We start from the raw sequence: 19,265 nt of genomic DNA, 5'->3' as shown, positions 1-19,265 counted from the left end.
ATCAGTGCGCCCCCTTGGCAAACAGACCTTGTGGACGGATGGACAGGATCACCACCAGCAGGGCGAAGGCGATAATGTCCTTGTAGGCGTCAGAAATGTAGTAACCACCGAAGGCTTCGGCGAAACCGATGATCATGCCACCCACGATGGCACCGGGAATGCTGCCCATGCCGCCAAGGATGATGATCACGAAGGCCTTCATGATGACCAGGTGGCCCATGGCGGGGTATACCAGGTTCATCGGCGCATACAGGGTGGCTGCCACGGCGGCGAGGATACCGGAAATGGCAAAGGTCATCATGGCCACACGGTTGGCATCAATGCCCACCAGGAAGGCGCCATCACGGTTCTGGGCCATGGCAATAATGGTGGCACCCACCATGGTCTTGCGCAGGAATAGGTTGAGGGCAACCACCAGGACCACGGTGGAGGCAATGATCAGGATACCCTGCTCACGCAGGAAGACGCCGTCCAGGTTGACCACACCGCTGAAAGGCGTGGACATACGACGGAAATCGGAACCCCAGAACATGTGTACCACCGCCTCCAGGAACAGGAGGATACCGATGGCGGCAATCTTGTCGTGTATCGGCGGCGAGTTTCTCAGGGGATGGAATACCAGGCGCTCACAGATGATGCCCAGCACGGCTACCACAACGGCCGACCCGGCCATGGCAACCCAGTAGTGGACACCCATGTCCACCATAAAGAAGTACGACATGAACGCGCCTACCATGTAGAGCGCACCATGTGCGAAGTTCGGGATGTGGAGTATCCCGTAAACAAGGGTCAGACCGAGCGCTACGAGACCGTAGATACTGCCCAGGGTCAACCCGTTGAAAACCTGTTGGAGAAATGTAGTCAAACCGGCCCCTCCCGTGGCGACGTTGTTTTTGTAGAGTTGCCGTTACCGCAACACTGTCATTTGATTTTATTGGGTTTACGTTTTCTGGTTTGTTTTTGCTTTTCGTTGCAATTCAGACGTATCGGCAAAATGCCTCACGCCGATGCACAAGAGTACACTGCGAGCATGCACTGTCAATAGACAGAATGTGATTTCGCTATGCGAACCTGATTGTTAATTTCAATGAGAAAAATGAAATCCGGAAGGTCCTCCAATAGCCGTCATAATAGGCCGGGAGGCAGGGGCAGGTCAGGTACCCCACTGGCCAGGATGACCAGTGGGGTAGTCAGTCAGGGCCGGATTACTTCTTCCATTCCTCTTCCTGCAAAGCACGCCACATCAGCTTGCCCGTGGGCGACTTGGGCAGCTCACTCACGAACTGGACCTCTGAGGGCACCTTGTACGCCGCCATTTGCTCCCGGCACCAGGCAATAATGTCCTCTTCGGTGGTGGAACCTTCGGCCTCGGGGGTCAGGACGACCACGGCCTTCACGGTTTCCCCCCGTTTTTCGTGGGGTGCCGAGATGATGCACACCTCGTGGATAGAGGGATGCTGGTACATCATGCTTTCCACTTCCGACGGCCATACCTTGAAGCCGGAGGCGTTGATCATCCGCTTGACCCGGTCCACCATGAAGAAGTAGCCGTCTTCATCGTAATAGGCCAGGTCGCCGGTGCGGAAAAACTTCTTGCCGTCGAGCTCCACGAAAGCGGCTTCCGTCTCCGCCGGGCGGTTCCAGTAACCCACGGTCACCTGGTAGCCATTGGACACGATCTCGCCCACTTCTCCCGGCCCCTTCTCTTCCAGGGTATCGACGTCAATGATGCGTGAGTCCACGTCGAACACCGGAATACCCAGGCACTGGGCCTTCGGTGCGTTGGGCGGGTTGATGTGAGTGGCCGCCATGGTTTCCGACAGGCCATAGCCTTCGATGTAATCCAGTCCGGTAAGATCCTTGAGCTTCTTCGCCACCGCCTGAGGCATGGCCGCCCCGCCGCCACCGATGGTGACCAGGGAGCTGATGTCGTACTTGCCCAGGTCCGGGTTGGACAGGAAGTCCACCGCCATGGTGACGATATTGGTCCAACCGGTCACCCTGTAGCGTTCGATCAGCAGGCCGGCGACATCCCGGTCCCAGCGGGTCATGATCACCATGGTAGCGCCGGAGAAGATGGGGCTGTTCATGGAGCCGGTCATACCGGTGACATGGAAGAACGGCAGGGTGCACAGCTGGACGGAGTCCGACGTGGTAATGTTCCAGAATGACCGCTGCACCGCTGTCGCCATGGGGCCCCGATGCACATGCATGCAGCCCTTGGGCTGGCCGGTGGTGCCGGAGCTGTAGGGGATCACCGCCAGGTCGTCCGGCCCTGCGGTATGCTCGCCGGGCTTGTCACCGGCGTTCAGCGCGTCTTCCCAGGAAATCAGGCCCGGAGCGTTCAGCTCGCGGGGCTCCGCCGATACTTCCGCCGGCAGTTTCAGGTCGGTGGGCTGGCGCACATAGCTGCTGTAGGCCGCAACCACCACACGCTCGAGGTAGGTATTGCCCACCAGCGGCGCAATGAATTCCGCCAACTCCATCCCGGCCAGGCAGATGGTTGCCTGGGTATCAGAGACATAGTGTTCCAGCTCGGCAGCACGGTTCATGGGGTTGACCGGGATCACCGCCGCGTCGGCCCGCAGGATGGCGTAGTAGCCGATCACGTACTGGGGGGAGTTCTGCATGTACAGGAGCACCCGGTCGCCTTTCTTGACGCCGTTCTGCTGCAACCACCCGGCCAGCGCTTCCACTTCGTCCAGCAGTTCACGATAGGTGATCTTTGTGTCGTAGTAGACGATAGCGGTATGGTCCGGGTACCGCAGTGCCGAGATCTCCAGGTTGGTAAACAGACTGGTCTGCGGCAGGGTCATGGTCTTGGGCAATTCTCTCGGCCAGACCTTGTGGTGTCGTGTAAACATTCAGTAGTCTCCGGTTATCTAGCTTGCAGACGGCAACCGCCCCGGGCCGAACCAACGATTGCCGGGCCATGCCCGGATATTATCGCCGATTCCGCCCGGAGCGGCTCTGTCAGGTCTTTCGCAGTGCGATGGATGCCCCGTCGCCAGGCATCCTGTGCTCACCCCGCAAGGGCGATGCCGCCACACCACGACGGCGCAGAACGGCCACATCGGAATCGTCCGGTACCTGGTGTTCAGTGTTCCGGTCAAAACCCAGCCACCAGTAGGACAACCCGCGACTGTCCTGCCCCGGCAGCAGTTGCGGTCGGGCAATGGAACCGGCGGACTGGGAAGCGTATTCCATGGTGGTGATGTCACTGGCCGCACACGCCGGGAAATTCACGTTCCAGCAGCACTTGTCATCCTTGGCAGAGGGCCATAGCGCCCGAATGGCCGCCTCACCCAGTTCGGTCACAGGCGTCCAGTCGATCTGCTCCCGGTTTACAAAGGACTGACTCAACGCGATGGCCGGTATACCCAGGTGCTCGGCACTGAGTACCGCGCCCACGGTGCCGGAATATTGCACGGAATCACCAATGTTGGCACCGGCGTTGATGCCGGAGAGCACCAGGTCCGGTGGCGTTTCACCAAACCATTCGGCCAGGGCGTAGAGCACACAGTCTGCCGGCGTACCGGACACCGCGAAGTGCCGCTCACCATGCTGGTAAACCCTCAGGGGATCATGCAGGGAAATACTCTGCCCGGCGCCACTGCGGTCGTGCTCCGGTGCAACGATCCACACTTCTTCCGCCAACCGGTTGGCGATATCCACCAGGATCTTCAGACCAGGGGCCGCAACGCCGTCGTCATTAGTGATGAGTATGCGGCGAACCATGGGGTCCGCCGCTGCCTGGTCGCTCATAAGCCTGTGCCCTTGCTACCCTTCTGGGCCACGGCCCAGCCGGCATCCGCCAGGATATGGGCCCGTTTACCCACTTCCAGGGCGTCAGCGTTACTGGCATTACCCGCCAGGGCACGGGCGTAGACGCCCTGCACAATCGCCGCCAGGCGGAACAGGGAGAAAGACACGAACACGTGCCAGTCGTCGATGCCATCGCGCCCGGTCGCCTTACAATAGCGCTCAATGGTCTCCTGCTCGTTGGGAATACCGAGTTCGCCCAGGTCCTCGCCCACCACGCCACGCATACCCTCGAAGCTGGAACTCAGGTGGTAGTGCAGGCAGTAGTAAGCCAGGTCCGCAAGCGGATGGCCGAGGGTGGACAGCTCCCAGTCCAGGATCGCGATCACTTCGGGCTTGTCCGGATGCAGCATCAGGTTACCCAGGCGGTAGTCGCCGTGGGCAATGGCGCATTCGTCCTTTGCCGGCAGGTTCTCCGGCAGCCATTTCATCAGCTTGTCCATGGACGGCATGTCGTCGGTCTTGGAGGCTTCATACTGCTTGGACCAGCGAGCCACCTGGCGCGCGACGTAGCCCTCGGGGCGACCGAAGTCACCCAGGCCGACCTTGTTCACGTCCACCGAGTGCATCTTCGCCATGGTGTCGATGGCGGCTTCGTGGATGGGGCGACGTTCCGCCTTCTCCAGCTCCGGCAGTGCCGGATGGCTCAGAACGCGGCCTTCCATGAAATCCATGACATAGAACGGTGTGCCGATCAGATCGCTGTCCTCACAGAGCACCCGTGCCTTGGGCACAGGAACATCGGTGTTGTCGGACAGGGCACGGATCACCTTGTATTCCCGCTCCACCATATGGGCAGAAGGCAGGGTCTTTCCGGGTGGCTTCTTGCGCAATACATAACGATTGCCACCAGACGTCAGCAGGAAGGTGGGGTTGGACTGCCCTCCCTGGAACTGCTTGACCTCAAGGTCGCTGCCGAACTCGGGGATCTCCTTCTGCAGCCACTTCAGCAGGGCTGCCTCATCAAACCGGTGGGCGTCGAGGACGTCCACCAGGTTGGGTCCAGTACTCATAAAAACCTCAGCAAATGGTCTCGCCGCCATCCGCCACAATCACCTGACCGGTGATATAGGCGCTGGCCTTGGTGGACAGGAACACCGCCAGCCCGGCGATATCGACCGGGTCGCCGATACGGCGCAGGGGCGTCTTTTCCTCGGCGCGCTTGACGCGAACCGGGTCTTCCCACAGGGCCTTGGCGAAATCGGTCTTGATCAGCCCCGGCGCAATACTGTTGATGCGGATGCCCTTCGGCCCCCACTCGACGGCCAGGTTACGGGCCAGGGCGGCTTCCGCCGCCTTGGAAACCCCGTAGGTGCCGATGGTGGTATTGCCACGGATACCGGCGATAGAGGACAGCAGAACCACTGCCCCCTCACCACGTTCGGCCATGCCCGGCAGCACCATGTTGGTGAGCCAGAAGGTACCCTTGACGTTGGTGTCCATGATCTTGTCCCAGGCCTCGTCGGTCATTTCCGACGTGGGGCCGTAGACCGGGTTGGTGGCAGCGTTGCACACCAGCACGTCGATCTTGCCCCAGGCGTCCAGGGTCTTGTCCACCAGGTTCTGCAGGTCATCCTTCTTGCCCACGTGGCAGGGGATGGCGATGGCCTCAAAGCCCTGGGCCTTGAGTTCACCGGCCACCTGCTCACAGGCATCGGCCTTGCGGCTGGAGATCACCACCTTCGCACCGAGCCGGGCCATCTCTTCAGCGATGGACCGGCCGATCCCCTTGGTGGACCCTGTAATCAGGGCCACCTTGCCGGTCATATCAAACAGAGGGTTTGTCATGACAGCTCCGGGATTAATGGGTGCGCGGGTAGTTCTTCAGTTCCATCTTGGCGATGGAGTCCAGGTGCACCTCGTCCGGGCCGTCAGCCAGGCGCAGGGTACGTACACTGGCCCAGGCTGCGGCCAGGAAGGTGTCCTGGCTGACGCCGGCACCACCGTGAACCTGGATGGCACGGTCCAGAACCTTCAGGGCCATGTTCGGTGCGATCACCTTGATCATGGCTATCTCCTGACGGGCAACCTTGTTACCCACGGTATCCATCATATGCGCCGCCTTCAGGGTCATCAGACGGGCCTGCTCGATTTCCAGGCGTGAACGGGCGATGTCCTTGCGGATGGAGTCGAATTCCACCAGCGGACGACCAAAGGCTTCACGGGCGTTGGCGCGTTCACACATCAGTTCCAGGGCGCGCTCGGCAACACCGATAGTACGCATGCAGTGGTGGATACGGCCTGGCCCAAGGCGACCCTGGGCAATTTCAAAGCCGCGACCTTCACCCAGCAGGATGTTGGAAACCGGCACCCGTACGTTGTTGTAGTGAACCTCGGCGTGGCCGTGGGGCGCGTGGTCATAGCCGAACACGTGAAGGGCACGAACAATTTCCACGCCCGGCGCATCCAGGGGAACCAGGATCATGGACTGCTGCTTGTGCTTCTCAGCGGTCGGGTCGGTCTTGCCCATGACAATGGCGATCTTGGTGGTAGTGGTCATGGCACCGGAGGACCACCACTTCTTGCCGTTGATGACGTACTCGTCGCCTTCGCGGCGGATTTCGGTACCAATGTTGGTGGCATCAGAAGATGCAACATTCGGCTCGGTCATGGAGAAGCAGGAACGGATCTCGCCTTCCAGCAGCGGCTTCAGCCACTTCTCTTTCTGCTCTTCGTTACCATAGCGCTCGATGGTTTCCATGTTGCCGGTGTCCGGCGCGGAGCAGTTGAACACTTCCGGCGCCATGTGAGAGCGGCCCATAACTTCGCACAGGTGGGCGTACTCCAGGTTGGTCAGGCCCGCGCCACGCTCGCTTTCCGGCAGGAACAGGTTCCACAGGCCGGCACTCTTGGCCTTGGCCTTCAGCTCCTCCATGATCGGAGTCGGAGCCCAGCGATTCTCAGCCTGCTCTACCTGCTCGTGATGCTTATGCTCATTCGGGTAGACATAGGCATCCATGAATTCGTTGAGTTCATTTAGCAGCTTCTTTGCTCTGTCAGACGGTTCGTACAACATCGTTGTGCCTCTCTATTTATTTATTTGATGGAGGAGGGGGTGCGTTCAGATGGGAACGCCCTCGGGTTTTTCACTACCGGATCGGATTCGGAAAGTACCCTCGGCAATGGCAAGCAGGTTACCTTTGTCATCGCGAACTTCACCGGTGCTGTTAAAAATTCGGGTACCGCCGGCGCGTTTGATTCCAGTGACGGTAATAGTGCCAGCGGAACACTGACCGGTAAACGTGGTTGTCAGGGTCAGAGTGATCGCCTTGCGCATCCGACCCGGAAAAGGACAGTAGGTACCAGCTTCCGCCAGCACAATATCCAGCAACGACGTAAGCACACCACCGTGGATCACGCCCCCAAGATTCAGGTGCTCCGGCTTGAGGTCCAGGGCAATCACAGCCTTGTCTTCCTCCCAGGAAACCTGACGGTATCCCAGCATGTTGTGAAAGCCGGGCAGATCCTTGCCACCGGTGATGTGGAGGTTCTGTGTTGCTTCGCTCATTACACTTTCATTCCGGGCATGTTCAGGGACGCGGTGTTGCCACCATCGACGGGCAGGGCCTGTCCGGTGATATAGCTGGCATCGTCAGACGCCAGGAAGCAGATGGCCGCCGCCAGTTCTTCCGGCCGGCCATACCGGCGCAGTTCGCAGCGGCCGCCGAGCTTGTGCTCCTTCTCGTTGGCACGGGCGTAGTCGAACACCGCCTTGGTCATACCGGTTTCCACCAGCCCCGGGCAAACCGCATTGACCCGCACATTGAAACCACCCAGGTCACAGGCAGCCGTCTGGGTCAGATTGATGACGCCAGCCTTGGATGCGCTGTAGGGATTGCCACCCGCTCCGGAGCGGATACCGGCCACAGACGCGGTATTTACGATGGCACCCTGCTGGCGCTCCTGCATATGGGGCGCGACATGCTTGATCATCAGCATGGCACCAATCAGGTTCACACCCAGGATTTTCTCCCAGTCGGCTTTTTCGTTCTCGGTAACCGGGGGATAACTGCCGCCGGAGATGCCGGCGTTGTTGACCAGGATATCAATCTGCCCGAACTGTTCCTTGACTTCCGACACCAGCGACCTGACGGCGTCTTCATCGGATACATCCAGCTTTCGCTCGACGTGGACGGCTTCGGAAGGCAGTAGTGAGGCGGTCTCCAGCAGGCCCTCTTCGGACCAGTCCGCCAGGACTACACGGGCGCCTTCGCTCGCGAGCCTCAGGGCGGTGGCGCGGCCGATACCACTGCCGGCACCGGTGACAATGGCGACTCGCCCAGTGAAACGCGTCATAGTCTGTGCTCCTTAAACCTTGCCTTGCTTTTATGATTGTAAATTCGGATGCCTAATCGCCTGATTCGGAACATAATTCCGACAGAACTGCTTGAAAAACAAACCATAAAAAGTGATTAGGGTGCTTTTCAAAAGCTTGAACAGGGCGTTTAATTTGTCACGCCTTCCAGTTTTGAGTCAATATATTCGGAAATAAATTTCACTAGTCAAAACACAACAACCACAGAGGCCCCCAAATGAGACAAACCGTTGCAGCGATGCCAAACTACGCTCCAGCGCTGGACCACGAAACCATGGACCCCATCGGCCACCATATCCAGGGTTTCGCCCGCTCGCAGGGAGAAAAGAGGGCGCTCACCGATGAAAAAGGCACCCTCACCTGGGCCCAGGTGATCAGTCGCTCCAACCGCATTGCCAACCGCCTGCGGGCTGATGGCCTGCAAACCGGAGACACGGTCGCCGGCCTGTCGGAAAACAGCAACGACTATATGTGCCTGTATCTCGGCACCCTGATTGCCGGTGGCTGCATGGTACCTCTCTCCGGCATGGCCAGCGGCAAGGCCCTGGCGTTGATGGTGGAGGACTGCGACACCCGCTTCCTCTTCGTATCGGAGAAAAACCTGCCACTGTTCAACGAAATCCGCGACCAGCTCAAGCGGGTCCTGCCGGCACAGCGCATCGGCCTTGATACCAGTGACGTCGACAGTGGCCAGGACCTGGACGCCTGGCTGGGGGACATCAGCGACGAAGCCCGCCCGGCGGAAGTTACCTTGGACGACCCCTTCAATATTATCTACAGCTCCGGCACCACCGGAACTCCCAAAGGTATACTGCACGATTACCGTTTCCGCCAGCGTCAGCTGATCCGCCTGGCCAACTTCGGCCTGGACGGTGACGCCATCAACCTGGTGTCCACACCACTTTACTCCAACACCACTCTGGTGTCGGCACTGCCCACCCTGTACCACGGTGGCACCCTGGTGCTTATGGGCAAGTTCAATGCCCACCGTTTCCTGGAACTGGCGGAAGAACACCGGGTAACCCACGCCATGCTGGTTCCGGTACAGTACAGCCGTATCATGGCGGAGCCGGACTTTGACCAGTTCGACCTGTCCAGTTTCAAGCTCAAGCTGTGCACCAGCGCCCCGCTGCGCTCTGACGTCATCGCCGAAGCCATGAAACGCTGGCCGGGCAATATTCGCGAGGTTTACGGTCTCACCGAAGGCGGCATCTCCACCACCCTGGACTGCGCGGCCAATCCCACCAAGTGGGATTCCGTTGGCGTACCCACCGAAGGGGCGGAAATCCGTATCATCGATGACAATGGCAATGAGCTGCCCCAGGGCGAAATCGGCGAGATCGTCGGTCGCGCCATCTCCATGATGCGGGGCTACTACCACCGGGAACAGCAGACAAAGGACATGCTCTGGACCAGCCCGGAGGGGCTCACCTTCTATCGTAGTGGCGACATGGGGCGGATGGACGAGGATGGCTTCCTTTATATCCTCGATCGCCGCAAGGACATGATCATCTCCGGTGGCTTCAATATCTATGCGGTGGACCTGGAGAAGGTCCTGCTGGAGCACCCGGCCGTGGCAGACGTGGCCGTGATCGGCATTCCCAGCGAACACTGGGGCGAGACCCCACTGGGGCTGGTGGTCCGCAAGCCAGGCTCACAGGCTTCCGAGGAAGAGATCCTTGAGTTCGCCAACAACAAGCTGGGCAAGACCCAGCGCCTGGCCGGTGTCGAGTTCCGGGACGAGCTGCCCCGCTCCACCATCGGCAAGGTGCTCAAGCGTGAACTGCGGGAGCCCTACTGGGCTGACCAGAAGAAATAAAGCGGCGGTTCCTCCCCGTACCCGATGAGGCGACCACTCCGGTCGCCTCTTTTATTGCTACTACCACAAAACTGCTAGAATCCCCCGTTCCCTTCACCAGCCGGAGCTTTGCACCGCACCCGTGAACGCCACCGATCCACAGGTCAGCCTGCCCCGCCAGCTCTATACCATGACCTGGCCCATGCTGTTCGGCGTGCTGTCACTGATGACTTTCCAGCTGGCTGACAGCATCTTTATCGGGCAACTGGGCCGCGACCCGCTGGCAGCCCTGGGCTTTACCGTGCCCATGCAGCAGCTGATCACCGGACTCCAGGTGGGCCTGGGAATTGCCACCACAGCGATCATTTCCCGTACTCTCGGTGCCGGGGATGAACAGCGGGCCTTCCGGCTCGCCGGCCTGGTGGTCACCACCGGCGCCGCGCTGGTTCTCCTGCTTGCCCTGGCCATGTGGCTGTTACGGGACACCATCATGACCCTGTTGGGGGCGGAGGAGTCCCTGCTGCCCATGATCCGCCTGTACTGGATGCCCTGGCTGGTGGCAGCCTGGACCGGGGCGGTGCTCTATTTTGGCTACAGCATCTGCCGGTCCCACGGGGATACCAGGCTACCGGGCCTGATGATGGTGGCTGCCAGCCTGCTCAATATCGCCCTGGACCCGCTTTACATCTTCGTGTTCGGCTGGGGGCTACCGGGAGCACCGCTGGCAACCATCACCTCATTCGGGGTCGGCTGCCTGGTGATCTACCCGGCCCTGCTGAAACGGGGCTGGCTGAGTTTTGACCTGGGTGCGCTCAAGCTGGGCCAGTCCATCCGGCAACTGGGAGGCATCATGGCACCGGCCATGGTCAGCCAGCTGATGCCACCGGTGTCTGCCATGCTGGCCACGGCACTGGTGGCCGGTTTCGGTTCTGCCGCTGTGGCCGCCTGGGGCCTGGGTACCCGGCTGGAATTCTTCTCCATCGTGGTGGTGCTGGCGCTGACCATGTCCATGCCGCCCATGGTGGGCCGGCTGCTGGGGCAAGGAGATCTCGGCACCATCCGCAAACTCGTGCGGCTGGCCGTAAGGTTCGTGGTCATCTGGCAACTGGGTATTGCCCTGGTATGGCTGGCCGCCTCGGGACTGGTGTCCGAGCTGTTCACCGCCGACCGGGAGGTCAGTGACGTACTGGGGGATTACCTGCTGCGGGTGCCCCTGAGTTACAGCGGGCTTGGAGTCTGTATGCTGATGGTGTCGGTCAACAACGCCCTGGGGCTGCCCATGCGGGCGCTGCTGATCTCCACTTTACGCCTGTTCGCCTGTTACCTGCCCATGTTGTGGCTGGGCGGCCAGCTGGGTGGCCTGCCTGGGTTGATGACCGGGGCCCTGGCCGGCAACCTGATGGCCGGCATAATGGCCTACCTGCTTTACCGTCAGGGGATTGCCCGCCTCAGGCAGGCCAGTGCGTAAACAGCCTCAGGAGAACCGCTCGCGGAAGTACTCCGGCAGCTCAACCACCTTCTTCTGGCGAAAGCTGAAGAACACGAACCCGTACTTGGCCAGGGCCACCGGCTGGCCGCTGGCTTCCTTGGTGACCCGGAACACATAGTCACCGCCGTACTTGTTCAGGTCGGTCACACCCACTTCAAAACGCAGGATCTCCGGGAAGAACGACTCGGACTGGTACATGGTGGCCAGGTCGGTCACCACGATGCCCACGCCGTCCGAGATCTGCTCCTGCAGCCCCATCTTCACCATGAACTGCGCCCGCGCCTCGGACAACATCGAGATCAGCGCATCATTACCCAGGTGGTTGGCACCGTTGATGTCGGTAATTCGTACCGGCATGGTGGTGGAGAAAATGAATACCTCATCGGGGAAGGACAGTTTGATACGGGCCATGACACAGTAACCGGGCAGGTGGATCGAAAAAGAAGGTGCGCATCATACCGCCCCGGGACCGGCAAATCATCTGGAGCCTTCCGGCAACTTCCGTTATGTTAGGACCTATCGAATGCGCCAAAAACCATAAAAACGACCATCCCCAAGTTGTAACAGATCAAGGTAACGCCAATGGAAATCCGCCCTGCCGCCACCCTGGCCCTGACCCGGGATACTTCAGAGGGCATCCAGGTATTGCTGCTCCAGCGCACCTGGGACGCCAGTTTCATGCCCGGCTTCTACGTCTTCCCCGGAGGCGCGGTGGACGAAGCCGACCAGCGCTGCGCCGAATACCTGACCGGCGGAGACGACCGCTCGGTCAGCCACGACCTCGGCATTGAAGCTGGCGGCAGTCACTATATGATTGCCGCTATCCGGGAAAGCTTCGAAGAGGCCGGTGTTCTCCTGGCGCTGGATGATAACGGTGACTTCCTGCCCCAGGACCACCCCGTGTTCGCCGACCGGGATGCCATGATTGCCGGCGACCAGACCCTCGCCGGCGTCTGCCACCAGCACCAGCTCAGCCTGCCCCTGGACCGGCTGGCCTACCTGGCCCACTGGATCACACCACCCGGGCCGCCCCGGCGTTTTGATACCCGCTTCTTTGTGGCGGTAATGCCTGAGGGCCAGACTCCCGCCCATGACCGGGTGGAAACCATTGACCACGTCTGGCTGACGCCACAACAGGCCATGGACGAACATCGCCAGGGGACCCGGCTGTTTGCCTCCCCCACCCTGCGGACGTTGCGCATTCTGGCGGGTTTCGAGACCACCTCGGACCTGCTGCGCCACGCCCACTCACAGCCACCCACGCCAGCACCGGACAAGCCCTGGCCAGCGGTCCGGCAGGGCAAGCCGGTATCCGTGGAGCCCGGCACTCCGGCCTTCGATGAGGTCCACAAGATCGACCCCGAGGGTCGCGGCCATGCCCTGGCGGAGATTGTTCCTGGCGAGGCTGTCCAGCTGGCGGATGGCGTCATCCGGCTGACCTGCCCCAACCCCGGCGCCATGACCGGCCCGGGCACCAACACCTACTTGCTGGGTCATCCGGGTGAGGACTGGACGGTCATCGACCCGGGCCCGGCGGACGAGTCCCATATGGCCCGCATCCTGGAAGTGACCGGAGGCCGGATTGACCAGGTACTGACCACCCATACCCACCCGGACCATTCCCCGGGAGCCAGCTGGCTGCGGGAGCGCACGGGGGCGCCGTTGCGAGGCATGCCGGCGCCGCCGGAAGATCCGATACAGGACCACGACTTCCGGCCCGACTCGGTGCCTGAGGATGGTGACCGCATCGAAACCGCCGCCGGCACCCTGAAGGTGCTGTTCACACCCGGCCATGCCTCCAACCACCTCTGCTTCCTGCTGGAAAACGAGCGCATGCTGTTTGCCGGCGACCACATCATGCAGGGATCCACAGTGGTCATAAATCCACCGGATGGCGACATGAAGGATTATCTGGAGTCCCTGGACCGCCTGCTGATCGAAGAGATCCGCTGGTTCGCCCCGGCCCACGGCTTTCTGATCGGCAAGGTGGAATCGGTGGTCGACTGGCTGATCACCCACCGCCTGACCCGGGAGAAGAAGATTGCCAAGGCCCTGGCCGATCATGGTCCTGGCACCCTCAAAGAGCTGGTGAAACACGCCTACGACGACGTGCCAGCCAACATCCATGGCCTGGCAACACGCTCACTGCTTGCCCATCTGATCAAGCTGCGCAAGGAAGGCAGGGCCAGGGAGGACGGCGAAGTCTGGGCCGCCGTGGGGGACTAGTCCCCTTTCCGGACCGTCGGAGACTAGTGCACGCAGTTCATGAACCCTGACAATTCGTTGCAAATTCATACCCCAATTTACACCGGAACGGGGTATGAATGGAGTGGTCAATAATCCGGCAGCGAATGACAGTACGGTTAAACCTTGGTCAGACCTCTATACCGCTGATTTCGCTTTCGGTTAGCCTACGCCGTTGCCGGACCCAGCGACCGTCCACCCATGGAGACCCGATGCGCAACCGCCTGACCCAACGCTTGTTATCCGCTTTGCTGGCGGGCCTGATCCTCGCCCCGGTGGCCTGGAGTCAGTCGTCGGAAAACGCGCCGGAGCAGGAAACCACAGAGCCGGACCAGATCCGTGATGACGGGCCAACGGTTATCGACGCTCCCGTCATTGCCGAAGTGAATGCACCAGGCACGCCCGAAGATGAAGAGGGCGAGGCGCCCGCCGTCATCGAACTGCCGGAAGACGAGTCGGTGGAGGATATAGCGTCGTCCGACCAGGACCTCACTGCCCGTGGAGACGCCCCGAGAGACGAAACAGCCACCCCGGGCGACACGGATGAACCCGGTACCGCAGGCTCCGGTGCCAGGAAAACCGGAACAGAAAACCAGCAGGGCACCGTCGACGTCATTCCCGAAACCAGACCGGCCCAGGCAAAGCCCTTCCGCCTGCTCAGCGGCGAGGTGCTGCCCGGCACCACAGCGCGACTGGCGTGGTCCCCCGGCATCCAGATCGCCGGCCTGTCGCAGCCTACCCCGGTACTGGTGGTCAACGGAGACAAGCCCGGTCCGGTTATGTGCATGACCGGCGCGGTCCACGGTGACGAGCTCAACGGCATCGAGATTATCCGCCGGGTGATCTACGAACTGGACCCCGGTGAACTCTCCGGTACCGTGGTGGGTATTCCCATCGTCAACCTGCAGGGATTCCAGCAGGGTAGCCGCTACCTCGCCGACCGACGGGACCTGAACCGCTACTTCCCGGGCAGCGAAGACGGCAGCCTTGCCCATCGCATTGCCCACAGCCTGTTCGAACAAGTCATCCTGAACTGCGACATGCTGGTGGACATCCACACCGGCTCCCTCAAGCGCACCAACCTGCCCCAGTTGCGGGCCGATATGAAAAACCCCGACGTGGCGGAACTGAGCAAGGGCTTCGATTCCATGGTGGTGGTCCACAGCAGCGGCAGCTCGGGCATGCTGCGTACCGCTGCCACCGAGGCCGGTGTGCCTGCCGTCACCATGGAAGTGGGTGAATCCATGCGCATCCAGGAGGAGCACATCGGTGCCGGGGTCAACAGCCTGATCAGCCTGATGGAAAAGCAGGGCATGACCGCCCGCCTGTTCCAGTGGGGTGACCCCGAGCCGGTGTACTACCAGTCCCACTGGGTCCGCGCCAACCAGGGCGGAATCCTGTTCAGCGACGTCAAGCTGGGGGCCTATGTCACAGAAGGCACGGTATTGGGTACGGTGTCTGACCCCATTACCAACGAACAGTCGGACATCCGCGCCGATGCGGACGGCCGCATCATCGGCATGGCCGTGGACCAGGTGGTGATGGCGGGGTTTGCCGCCTATCACCTGGGCTCGCGGGCGGAAACCGAAGAAGAAGTGGAGTAGACTGTCGGGCCCGGTGTTTCCCTTACGCAGTATTGACGGAGCAGTACCGTGGCTCGATATGCAAATCATCCCCTGGCACTGGCCTATATTGGCCTGGTCCTGACGCCCCTGTTCTGGGCAGGCAACGCCGTGGTTGCCCGTGGCGTTGTGGATGATATTCCACCCACCTCCCTGGCCTTCTGGCGCTGGGTGCTGGCCCTGCTGATAATCCTGCCTTTCGGCCTGCCCGGCGTGCGACGGGAGTGGGCGGTGATCCGCGACCACTGGCACCGCATACTGGTGCTGGCCCTGTTCAGCGTTACCGCCTTCAATACCCTGCTCTACCTCGCCGCCACAACGACAACCGCCATTAATATCGCCCTGATCAACTCCACCATTCCGATCATGGTGGCGCTGTTGGCCTTCCTGTTGCTCGGCGAACGCACCCGGGCCATGCAGGGTCTGGGCATTGCCGTGGCCCTGGCCGGCATGTTGCTGGTGATCGGCCAGGGAACCCTGGGCCGGCTGGTGGGGCTGTCATTCTCCGCCGGGGACCTGATCATGGTCACGGCGGTGGCCAGCTGGGGTGTCTTCTCGGTGCTGTTACGGCGCCTCTCGGTGCCCGTGAAAAGCCTGACCTTCCTCACCATGCAGATCGCCCTGGGCACCGCAGTGCTGGCCCCGATCTACCTGGTGGACCTGCTGTTCTTCTCCGGCGGTTTCGAATTGTCCGGAACCACCCTGCCGCCACTGGTCTATGTGGCGATTTTCCCGGGCATACTGGCCTACGCCTTCTGGAACTATGGTGTCCTCAACGTCGGCCCGGCAAAGTCCGCCATGTTCATGTACCTGACGCCGGTCTTCGCCGCCATGCTGGCCTGGGTATTCCTGGGCGAGCGGCTGGGCTGGTATCACCTGGCCGGTGGCGCGCTGATCCTGGCGGGGCTTTACCTCACCACCCGTAACCCATCTATCGCAGCAGCCAACAAAACCCCGGACTGACCGGCTCAGGCCGTCAGCTCATCAAACACCCGCTGGTGCAGCTCCCGGTCCTGCTCACTGAACAACACGAAACGAATCAGCCTGACCGACGCCAGGCGCTCCGCCTCTGCCAGCAAGGTTGCAAACGCGACCCGGGCCGCCGGCTCCATAGGGTAACCAAACGCCCCGGTGGAGAGTGCCGGAAAGCCAATAGCGGCCAGTCCATGCTGTTCCGCCAGCTGCACCGCATGACGGTAACAGTCCGCCAACAAAGCATCCGACGGCTCATCCACCCCATACACCGGCCCGAGACAATGGATAATATGACCGTTGGGCAGCCCGAAACCCTTAGTCATCACCGCTTCCCCCGGCTGGATCGGCGCCAGCGATACACAGGCCTCAGCCAGCTCCGGCCCCGCAACCCGGTGAATCGCCCCGGCCACTCCGCCACCGGGCATCAAACGCGCATTGGCCGCGTTGACCACCACATCCAGGTCCGACTGGTTGGTGATATCGCCCTGGATACATTCGAATCCAACACCATTCGTACTCTGAAATCGTGCAGACATCTGACACCTCCGAGCAGTGGAAGAGAGACTTTTGCACTGCAGTCTCACGCGAGATGGGGTGGGGGCTTTCGGAGCAGCGCCAGGGATGGCGCGGTCCAAGGTCGGCACAAGGAAGTGCCGTGAATTGGAGCGGAGAAAGCCCCCACCGCAGCTCGCACGCCCCCAAAAAAAGCTGGCTCATCAACGGGCCGTGAATTTGATTGGGGAAAGCCCCACCACCACTCCGCCTGCACCCAGACTCGCAGGCTAACCTCATCGCAGCCCGACCACCGCAACCTCAATTTGCTCCAACGCCCCCCGAATCACCGCCAAAGGCGACCCAAGGTTCAGCCGCATAAACCCGCTGCCCTGCTCCCCGAAGGTAATGCCAGAATTCATCCCCACCCCGGCCTGCTCCACCATAAACCGCTTCAGCCCCGAGTCATCCAGCCCAAGACCCCGACAATCCAGCCACAGCAGATAGGTCCCCTCCGGGTCCGTCACCTTGATCTCCGGTAACCGCTGCTCCACAAAGCCAAGCACAAAATCCCGGTTGCCGCGAACATAGTCCATCATCTCCGCCAGCCACTCGCCACCGTGGCGATAGCCGGCCTCAAAGGCCGTCACACTGAACGGATTGCACTGCACCATATGCAGCGAATCAAACACCCTGTTGAGCTGCTCCAGCAGGTCCGACCGCTCCGATACCACCGCCGACAGGCCCATGCCCGGAATATTGAACGTCTTGCTGGGCGCCACCGTCGTCAGCAACGGATCGCCCGGCTCACAGACCGTTGCCAGCATGGTGTGGAAAGGCCGGTCCCGGTACACCAGGTCGGCGTGTATTTCATCGGAAATCACCACCAGGTCGTGACGCCGCGCAATCGCCATCACACTTTCCAGCTCCTCCCGGCGCCAGACCCGGCCGACCGGGTTATGGGGCGAACAAAGGAACAGTACCTTGTTGGATGGATCGGAAGCACAGCTTTCCAGGTGTTCCAGGTCCATCTCATACCGACCATCCCGCTCCACCAGCGGATTTTCCACCACCCGGCGACCGGCCTTGCGGATACTGCTGAAAAACGGTGGGTACACTGGCGGCTGGATAATGACTCCCTCGCCTGCCTCCGCAAACGCCATGGCTGCCGCATGCAGGGTCGGCACCACCCCGGGGGCCATACGTATCCACGCCCTCTGGATGGTCCAGGCATGGTGTTCCCGGAACCAGTGGATCATGGACTGGTACAGACTGTCCGGAAACAGGGTGTAGCCATAGGCCGGGTGCCGGGCCCGCGCCACCAGGGCGTCGGTAACCGCCTGGGGCGCAGCAAAATCCGTATCCGCCACCCATAGGGGAATCACATCGTCCCGCCCGAACACCGCCTGGCGGGCATCAAATTTCACGGCGCAGGTATTTTCCCGGGAGAAGCTCTGGTCAAAGTTCATGGTCTGGTTCCGGTCCTCTGGGGTCGCTCGCATGCTGAACGGCAGCTTAACACGGACAATCCCAACCTCGACCAAAGCCCGGGTGACGCCCCCACCCTGAACGATTACACTTGCAGGCCTACTATTTATCCTGCTGTTACAGGTCTTTCCATGCTGGGCCAAATCCTTGCCACCCTGTTGCCGGTGTTCCTGATTGCCGGCTGCGGCGCCCTTTACGGCCGCTACCGGTCACCGGACATCCAGAGCATGAACACCGTCAACATGGAGCTGTTCGTGCCCATGCTGGTGTTCGCGGTGCTGGCAGACCAGGAGGCTCCGCTGGCAGATTACGCCTGGCTCGCCACCGCCGGCGTGGTCGTTGTGCTGGGTTCCGGCCTGCTGTTGTGGCCCTTGGCAAAGATGTTGCGGCTGAACCTGAAAACCTTCCTGCCGCCGATGATGTTCAACAACTCCGGCAACATGGGCATTCCGCTGATCGTGCTCGCCTTTGGCGAGGCCGCCCTGCCTGCCGCCGTGGTGCTGTTTATTGTCGAGATGATCCTGCATTTCTCGGTGGGCCTGTACATGCTGGACCCGCACACCTCCATGCTCAGGCGCCTGCGGGTGCCGGTGGTTCTGGCCACCATTGCCGGCCTGGCGGTGAATATCGGGGGCGTGGCCCTGCCGGGCTGGCTGATGGAAGCCCTCAACATGCTGGGCGGCATCTGCATTCCGCTGATGCTGTTCACCCTGGGCATCCGCATGCTGGAGGTAGACTTCAGTGACTGGAAACTGGGACTGCTGGGCGCCATCGCCTGCCCAGCCAGCGGCCTGGTCCTGGCCTGGCCGATGATTGCGTTACTGGACCTGCCCGGTATCCAGGTGGCGAGCCTGTGGGTATTCGCAGCGTTGCCGCCGGCGGTGCTGAACTACATGGTTGCCGAGCAGTACCGGCAGGAACCCCACAAGGTGGCCTCGCTGGTACTGATCAGCAACCTGGGCAGCCTGGTGGTGATGCCCATTGTACTAGGGCTGGTATTCAGCGCCGGTTACCTCTGAG

Annotated in this window: 17 protein-coding genes; 6 read left to right on the top strand and 11 right to left on the bottom strand. The window is 61.2% G+C overall.

Features of this window, described 5'->3' with window-relative positions; translation table 11 throughout:
• Position 1: 1 nt before the first annotated feature.
• The 8 genes from ACESMZ_RS08875 to ACESMZ_RS08840 all read right to left on the bottom strand — a co-directional run bounded on the left by ACESMZ_RS08875 (position 2) and on the right by ACESMZ_RS08840 (position 8,118).
• Positions 2–865 (bottom strand): branched-chain amino acid ABC transporter permease, encoded by an 864-nt coding sequence (locus ACESMZ_RS08875; RefSeq protein ID WP_372957864.1) that lies wholly within the window; start codon positions 863–865, stop codon positions 2–4.
• A 340-nt stretch (positions 866–1,205) separates the two neighbouring features.
• Positions 1,206–2,864, bottom strand: a complete 1,659-nt coding sequence (locus ACESMZ_RS08870; protein ID WP_372972499.1) for a long-chain fatty acid--CoA ligase — start codon at positions 2,862–2,864, stop codon at positions 1,206–1,208.
• Positions 2,865–2,973: 109 nt separating this feature from the next.
• Entirely contained in the window at positions 2,974–3,765 is a 792-nt protein-coding gene (gene surE / locus ACESMZ_RS08865) for a 5'/3'-nucleotidase SurE (protein ID WP_264994710.1), read from the bottom strand.
• On the bottom strand, positions 3,762–4,835 hold the full coding sequence (locus ACESMZ_RS08860; RefSeq protein ID WP_372957866.1) for a phosphotransferase: 1,074 nt from the start codon (positions 4,833–4,835) through the stop codon (positions 3,762–3,764). The genes surE and ACESMZ_RS08860 overlap by 4 nt, the downstream gene beginning before the upstream one ends.
• 7 nt (positions 4,836–4,842) lie before the next feature.
• Positions 4,843–5,610, bottom strand: a complete 768-nt coding sequence (locus ACESMZ_RS08855) for an SDR family NAD(P)-dependent oxidoreductase (protein ID WP_372972498.1) — start codon at positions 5,608–5,610, stop codon at positions 4,843–4,845.
• A gap of 13 nt (positions 5,611–5,623) precedes the next feature.
• Positions 5,624–6,838: an acyl-CoA dehydrogenase family protein gene (locus tag ACESMZ_RS08850; RefSeq protein ID WP_248233667.1), complete on the bottom strand. Its 1,215-nt coding sequence runs from the start codon at positions 6,836–6,838 to the stop codon at positions 5,624–5,626.
• Positions 6,839–6,883: 45 nt separating this feature from the next.
• Positions 6,884–7,330 (bottom strand): PaaI family thioesterase, encoded by a 447-nt coding sequence (locus ACESMZ_RS08845; RefSeq protein WP_091852116.1) that lies wholly within the window; start codon positions 7,328–7,330, stop codon positions 6,884–6,886.
• Positions 7,330–8,118 (bottom strand): SDR family NAD(P)-dependent oxidoreductase, encoded by a 789-nt coding sequence (locus ACESMZ_RS08840; RefSeq protein ID WP_372957867.1) that lies wholly within the window; start codon positions 8,116–8,118, stop codon positions 7,330–7,332. Before ACESMZ_RS08840 ends, ACESMZ_RS08845 begins: the two co-directional genes overlap by 1 nt.
• A 236-nt stretch (positions 8,119–8,354) precedes the next feature.
• Between ACESMZ_RS08840 and ACESMZ_RS08835 the strand changes: the two genes are divergently transcribed.
• Both ACESMZ_RS08835 and ACESMZ_RS08830 read left to right on the top strand, forming a co-directional pair.
• Positions 8,355–9,956: a class I adenylate-forming enzyme family protein gene (locus ACESMZ_RS08835; protein ID WP_372957868.1), complete on the top strand. Its 1,602-nt coding sequence runs from the start codon at positions 8,355–8,357 to the stop codon at positions 9,954–9,956.
• Between the two features lie 169 nt (positions 9,957–10,125).
• Positions 10,126–11,403 (top strand): MATE family efflux transporter, encoded by a 1,278-nt coding sequence (locus ACESMZ_RS08830; RefSeq protein WP_372957894.1) that lies wholly within the window; start codon positions 10,126–10,128, stop codon positions 11,401–11,403.
• A gap of 6 nt (positions 11,404–11,409) precedes the next feature.
• On the opposite strand, the gene ACESMZ_RS08825 is transcribed toward ACESMZ_RS08830, so the two are convergent.
• A complete protein-coding gene (locus ACESMZ_RS08825; RefSeq protein ID WP_372957869.1) occupies positions 11,410–11,835 on the bottom strand; it encodes an acyl-CoA thioesterase in 426 nt (141 codons plus the stop codon).
• A gap of 171 nt (positions 11,836–12,006) precedes the next feature.
• On the opposite strand from ACESMZ_RS08825, the gene ACESMZ_RS08820 reads away from it, so the two are divergent.
• From ACESMZ_RS08820 to ACESMZ_RS08810, 3 genes are all read left to right on the top strand, one after another.
• A complete protein-coding gene (locus tag ACESMZ_RS08820) occupies positions 12,007–13,650 on the top strand; it encodes an MBL fold metallo-hydrolase (RefSeq protein ID WP_372957870.1) in 1,644 nt (547 codons plus the stop codon).
• 230 nt (positions 13,651–13,880) lie between these two features.
• The gene (locus tag ACESMZ_RS08815) at positions 13,881–15,272 is read left to right on the top strand and encodes a succinylglutamate desuccinylase/aspartoacylase family protein (RefSeq protein ID WP_372957871.1); all 1,392 of its coding nucleotides are present in this window, start codon (positions 13,881–13,883) and stop codon (positions 15,270–15,272) included.
• Positions 15,273–15,320: 48 nt separating this feature from the next.
• Positions 15,321–16,253, top strand: a complete 933-nt coding sequence (locus tag ACESMZ_RS08810) for a DMT family transporter (protein ID WP_372957872.1) — start codon at positions 15,321–15,323, stop codon at positions 16,251–16,253.
• A 5-nt stretch (positions 16,254–16,258) separates the two neighbouring features.
• On the opposite strand, the gene ACESMZ_RS08805 is transcribed toward ACESMZ_RS08810, so the two are convergent.
• Positions 16,259–16,801: a macro domain-containing protein gene (locus ACESMZ_RS08805; protein WP_372972497.1), complete on the bottom strand. Its 543-nt coding sequence runs from the start codon at positions 16,799–16,801 to the stop codon at positions 16,259–16,261.
• 252 nt (positions 16,802–17,053) lie between these two features.
• Complete coding sequence (locus tag ACESMZ_RS08800) at positions 17,054–18,226, bottom strand: MalY/PatB family protein (protein ID WP_372972496.1); 1,173 nt, start codon at positions 18,224–18,226, stop codon at positions 17,054–17,056.
• A gap of 150 nt (positions 18,227–18,376) precedes the next feature.
• On the opposite strand from ACESMZ_RS08800, the gene ACESMZ_RS08795 reads away from it, so the two are divergent.
• The gene (locus tag ACESMZ_RS08795) at positions 18,377–19,264 is read left to right on the top strand and encodes an AEC family transporter (RefSeq protein ID WP_372957875.1); all 888 of its coding nucleotides are present in this window, start codon (positions 18,377–18,379) and stop codon (positions 19,262–19,264) included.
• Position 19,265: the final 1 nt, after the last annotated feature.

It is taken from the genome of Marinobacter sp. (genome assembly GCF_041690615.1).
Lineage (GTDB): Bacteria > Pseudomonadota > Gammaproteobacteria > Pseudomonadales > Oleiphilaceae > Marinobacter.
Note: the sequence above shows the minus strand (reverse complement) of the source record. Positions and strands in the feature narration are given on the sequence as shown.